This window comes from Wolbachia endosymbiont of Nomada ferruginata, from assembly GCF_001675785.1.
In the GTDB taxonomy this organism is placed as follows: Bacteria; Pseudomonadota; Alphaproteobacteria; order Rickettsiales; family Anaplasmataceae; genus Wolbachia; species Wolbachia pipientis.
Window position 1 is genome coordinate 1 of sequence record NZ_LYUY01000090.1, and the last position, 5,234, is coordinate 5,234.

Annotated in this window: 5 protein-coding genes; 4 read left to right on the forward strand and 1 reads right to left on the reverse strand. The window is 32.2% G+C overall.

Annotation, left to right across the window (positions count from 1 at the left end; translation table 11 throughout):
• Nucleotides 1–200 precede the first annotated feature (200 nt).
• The 4 genes from BA053_RS05135 (at nt 201) to BA053_RS05150 (ending at nt 3,213) form a co-directional block, all read left to right on the forward strand.
• Nucleotides 201–788, forward strand: a complete 588-nt coding sequence (locus BA053_RS05135; RefSeq protein ID WP_065094522.1) for an L-threonylcarbamoyladenylate synthase — start codon at nt 201–203, stop codon at nt 786–788.
• Between the two features lie 17 nt (nt 789–805).
• Nucleotides 806–1,627, forward strand: a complete 822-nt coding sequence (locus tag BA053_RS05140) for a DNA polymerase III subunit delta' (protein WP_065094521.1) — start codon at nt 806–808, stop codon at nt 1,625–1,627.
• Between the two features lie 73 nt (nt 1,628–1,700).
• Nucleotides 1,701–2,495, forward strand: a complete 795-nt coding sequence (locus BA053_RS05145) for a hypothetical protein (protein ID WP_065094520.1) — start codon at nt 1,701–1,703, stop codon at nt 2,493–2,495.
• Nucleotides 2,496–2,553: 58 nt separating this feature from the next.
• Nucleotides 2,554–3,213 (forward strand): conjugal transfer protein TraJ, encoded by a 660-nt coding sequence (locus BA053_RS05150; protein WP_065094519.1) that lies wholly within the window; start codon nt 2,554–2,556, stop codon nt 3,211–3,213.
• A gap of 6 nt (nt 3,214–3,219) precedes the next feature.
• Here the strand turns inward: BA053_RS05150 and BA053_RS05155 are convergent, their stop codons facing one another.
• The gene (locus tag BA053_RS05155) at nt 3,220–4,701 is read right to left on the reverse strand and encodes a proton-conducting transporter transmembrane domain-containing protein (protein WP_065095304.1); all 1,482 of its coding nucleotides are present in this window, start codon (nt 4,699–4,701) and stop codon (nt 3,220–3,222) included.
• Between the last annotated feature and the right edge of the window lie 533 nt (nt 4,702–5,234).

Genomic DNA, 5,234 nt, shown 5'->3' on the forward strand with positions numbered 1-5,234 from the left:
TAAAACGGCTACTTTTATGCTTACCAACTTAATAAAATTCCTGGATCCCAGTGTCAAGCACTGGGATGACACCATTTGTTGTAAACTCACTTTTACTCTATGGTCTTGCCGCTATCCTGAACGGATACAAACTAGCAGTTACTATATAAGATACAATGCAACAAAACTGATCTAGTTGTTATAAATAAGTTTTGAGCTATATGGTATCTAAAATAATAAATGCAATACAGAACAACTTGTTAGTGTGTTTTCCAACAGAAACAGTGTATGCTCTTGCTTGTAATGCACTAGATAATGAATCTATAGGAAAAATATATCAGATAAAGAAACGCTCTCAAAATAAACCACTGTCTATATTTGTTAGTGATATTTACAATTTGACAAAAATAGCAAAGGTAAAGGAAAGATATATTGATTTAATAAACTACTTTTCTCCTGGACCAATTACCTATATTTTACCACTTAAAAACAACAACATATTGCCAAACGAATTCTTTAAAGATAGTATAGGTATCAGAATTCCTGAGCATCCTATTGCAATTTCAATACTAAACAAACTGAAAGTTCCAATAGTTGCAACTAGTACAAATATTTCAGGAAAAAAAAGTGTATGTAAGGCAAACGATATACCACAATCCATTAAGCAACATTTATCTGTAGTGATTGAAGATGACGAACTAGTTTCTGGTATAGAATCTACTATTATTGACTTAACCGAAGATAAGATTAAGGTTTTAAGGGAAGGTGCAATTTCATTACAAACAGTAAACAACGCATTTTCAAACTAAAATCTATAGGAGAAAGAATGAAAAAAGTAATAGGCCACAACCAAGCCAAAAAAAAAATAATGAACAACTTATCTGTTCAGTCTTGGCTGATCTGTGGTAAAAAAGGTATAGGAAAAGCAACACTTGCAAAATCCTTTTCCAATTGGTTACTCATAAAAAACTATAATGAAGTAGCGTTGGACTTACACATTGTTGAAGGTGATACTATCGGAATAGAAAAAGTCAGAGAAATGAAAAACTTTCTACACTTAAGTCCCATTCAATCAGAACACAAAATAGCTATAATAGATAGCTTAGAGGTAATGACTAATAACGCTAAAAACGCAATATTGAAAATATTAGAGGAGCCGCCAAAAGATTCTAAGGTATTTATAATTAGCCATAAGCCATATGATATACAAACCACTATCCGGTGTAGGTGTTTCCAACTAAATTTACTTCCATTAACTTATGATGAAACAAAGCAAGTTGTTTCATCTCAATGTAAATCTGATGATCAAACGTTTGATAAAATCATTACTTTATTTCCTGGAATGCCAGGAATGATAATAAATGCAATAAGTAGTGATGCTTATGAAGCATACAAATGCTTTTATAAATTTCTTCATGATTTAAAGAATCCCAATATGATTAATAAAGTAATTAATAGCGAAATCGAACTAGAACTAGCATCATATATAATTCAGGCCTTCATTTTAGAAAGCATAAAGAGAGAGGTAAATGGTGTTGAAATTCTGCTAAGTCAGTGGAAAAAAATAGATAAACTTTTCGTTGCCGCAAAGCAACTCCACTTAGATAAAAAGCATGTTTTAGCTAATGTAGTTAATATCATGACATAAGTTTACGAAGTATAATACTTTTAACATAAATTCATGATAAAATTCTGTTAATTTAATACTCGAAGTATATAATTTGACTGATAATAAATTAACTGTATGGCAATCAATAGAAGTTTTGACGAAAGCCATATTGAACATGCAGAAAAAATTAAGCTTAATTAAGAATATAGCTTCAGATCAAGACGTAACCCTAGAAAAAGGAAAGGAGTTGTTAAGTGGCATTTATGAAGCAAATTTTAAGCTAAACAAGACAATCAATATAGCTACTTTGCCAAAAATTGGCTATCATATGCTAAATGATGAGCTTGTTGTACGTAATCATATTACGGAAGAGGAAGTAAAGATTCCTAGAGATTTTCATTACCTTAAAGTCGTTAAATCCGATCATGATAATTATAAATTAACGTTTTGTAATTTTTTAGGTAATGAGTTTTTTGAATATAAAAAGTATGATCCACAATATTCTGGCGTTTCAGATGAATATAAATTTGTGGATTTTGGTAGTGTAAAAAAGACTCATAATCTAAAATTTAAGGAATATGTTGGTCATGCACCTAAGTTTTTTGCTGCAGAAGGTCCTATTGAGCCTGGATCTCAAAACCACGCAATTGATCTATTTAGGCTAGTCAAAGATGGTAAAGGTAGCAAAGTGGGAACCCTCGCTGATGAATTTGGTTATTTTGATGATCAAAATAAATTACATTATTATAATTATCACAAAAGTGCTGAAAGTAATATTTACAATCCTGAAAATTTCAGTATAAAAATGATAAATATAGATGTGAGCAAAATCGACAAATTCTACCTTATTGCGGAACAAGGTGATATAATCATTCATCCTATTTTGGAAAATTTAGACATATTTTAAAGTTTTTTAGAGTATCTAATTTTGTTGTTATTATAATTGGATTTGGTAGCATTGTGTTATGGAAGATAAATTGCTTGAATCAGTAAAAAACAAAAGTTATTTCAGTAAAGCAGTCGAATGGTATTGCCATAGGTATCTGTTTTGTGTAGCAGAAAGATCTTGGATGGCATTAATAGTATCGCTTCTCCTAGTAGGTATATGTTTATTAACATTAAACATATACCTGTTATTTCCTATTAAAAAAGATTTAAATTTTGTGAAGTATATGAACCACACAGAAGATGAGTTCTCTGCAATGCATAAGCTTAGTTTCAGTAAAAAGGAAGATGAATACACTTCCACAGCGAGGTACTTAATAAGTAAATACATTGAAATATACGAGTCCATTAAGATCGTTGAACCGAAGTACCAAGAAAATTTTATAAGAAACAATTCTATACATAAAATCTATCAAGGCTTTCAGGAAAAAACGAATAATGAAGCTGGTAATTTGTCTTTATCTAAAAGAAAAATCGCCAACATAAATGTAATAACATTATCTATTGATCGATCGACCAAGGACTTAGTTACATTTGCTGGAAATGCTACTGTAGTTTTTACAACCGAGCAAAATAAGGAGGATACTGTGGAGATTAGCTTCACTTTGTCGAATATAAAAGCAACTCTGGCTGGTATAATACCATTTAAATTTATTGTTAATGGTTATAAATACAGATAATCACATTTAAAATATTACTTGGTAGCTAAAAAAAATAACCAAAGTGCACATAGCAGTAATAACTGGAGGTAAAACTAGAAGAATTGGCGTTTTTTTAATGAAGTAATTCTGAGAAGGTTTTAAGAAAAAGGCATTGTAAATCATCGGTAAAAAGTACAGAGCGTTGAGTATAGTACTAACAATTAACACTAAAGTTACAAACACAGAAAGTATTACATTGCCAGAGTTGAAAACAGCTTGAAAAATGAGAAATTTACCCCAAAAAGTCGGAGCAGGCGGCACCCCTATCATAGACAATGCACCTATAGCAAATGCTGTCATGCTAATTGGCATACTGCGTCCTATACCGTGAATCTTATCTATATATTTCTCGCCTGTTTTCGTTATTATGCTACCTGCAACGAAAAACAAAGTGATTTTTGCAAATGCGTGGCAAACTAATTGAAAAATTGCAACTCTCATGCTGAGCTCACTAAAAATTGAAGCGAATAATATAATATACGACAATTGAGAGATGGTAGAGTAAGCAAGCAATTTCTTTAATTCTTTTTGCTTTAATGCAATCAATGATGCAGTAATTATAGTAAATCCAGCAGCGTACGGAAGCCACCCTCCAGCAAACCAACTTTGCTGCGCAAAACGTTGCATGTTACCGACACCGAAAGTGTATAATATAACTTTTATGATGATGAAAACTCCGGATTTCACAACAGCAACAGCATGCAGTAGTGCGCTTACAGGAGTTGGTGCAACCATTGCTTTTGGTAACCAAAAATGCATTGGCATTAATGCAGCTTTTCCTATTCCGTAAATCAGCATAGCAAAACACACCGCAATAAAAGTGCTGAGTGAAGTATCAAATTTGAATATTCCACCACTTACAAAGTCTAAAGTATGAAATTCATTATATAAAAGGCCTATTGCAGGAAAAAATAATACCAAAGAAGAGAAAAATAGCACGCCAAAGTAATAGCGCCCTGCAATCATTGATTCATTTGTTGAGTTGTAAGTAACCAGGGGGTATGTACTAATAGTTAGAAGCTCATAAAAGACAAATGTAGTAAGCAAATCTCCAGAAAAAGCAATAAACATTGTACAGCTAATCGATATTGAAAAAAAGCATAGAAAACTTGAGTGATTGCTATCAGCATAGTTATTCTGCATATAACATATTGCATATATACTGGTTAGTATCCACAAAAATAATATTAATAAACTGAATATCACTCCACTAGACTCTAGCTTTAAACTAATATGCAAATTATTACCAAAATCCATGAGGATAAATTGAGAATGATCACCATACACCCAATATAAAGTGCACAGACACGTATACGCAAACAGAAGTAGAGAAGAAGTGACAGTAATACTATTGTTCACTCTGGGCCATTTACCAGTAAAAAAAATAGCTAACGCACTTAAAAGTGGAATCAACGCAGTAATTAATAAATAATTCTCAGTAATAAAAAATGGTAAGGAAAGATACATTAACATTAAATTTTCTGTTTAGGTAAAGCTGGAATTATACTCAAATCATAGAAAAACTGCTATGTTTTTTTGGTAAACTAGTTGCTAGTATATGCTATAGCTATACCGCGATTCATTCCATAGCTGTACGAACATTCATTTTTGAAGGTAAATTGCACAGCAAATGGTGTCATTCCAGTCTGGAATCCAGTTGAGCTATTTCAACAAAAATACTGCATTTTGAGATGAACGTTTATTTGCACCAGACTTATTTACAAGTATAACAATTAAAGTCTGGATTCCAGACTGGAATGACACCCTTTTGGATGGAAAGCTACTTTCATGACATCATCATAAAGTAAAATGAGATCCCAGTGTCAAGCACTGGGATGACAAGAAAGAGGCTACTTGGGTAACTTTGTCATTCCAGTCTGGAATCCAGCCTTGCCGTAATCTCATCAAGAACGTTGTGTTTTAACATAAAACGGCTACTTTTATGCTTACCAACTTAATAAAATTCCTGGATCCCAGTGTCAAGCACTGGGATGACAAGA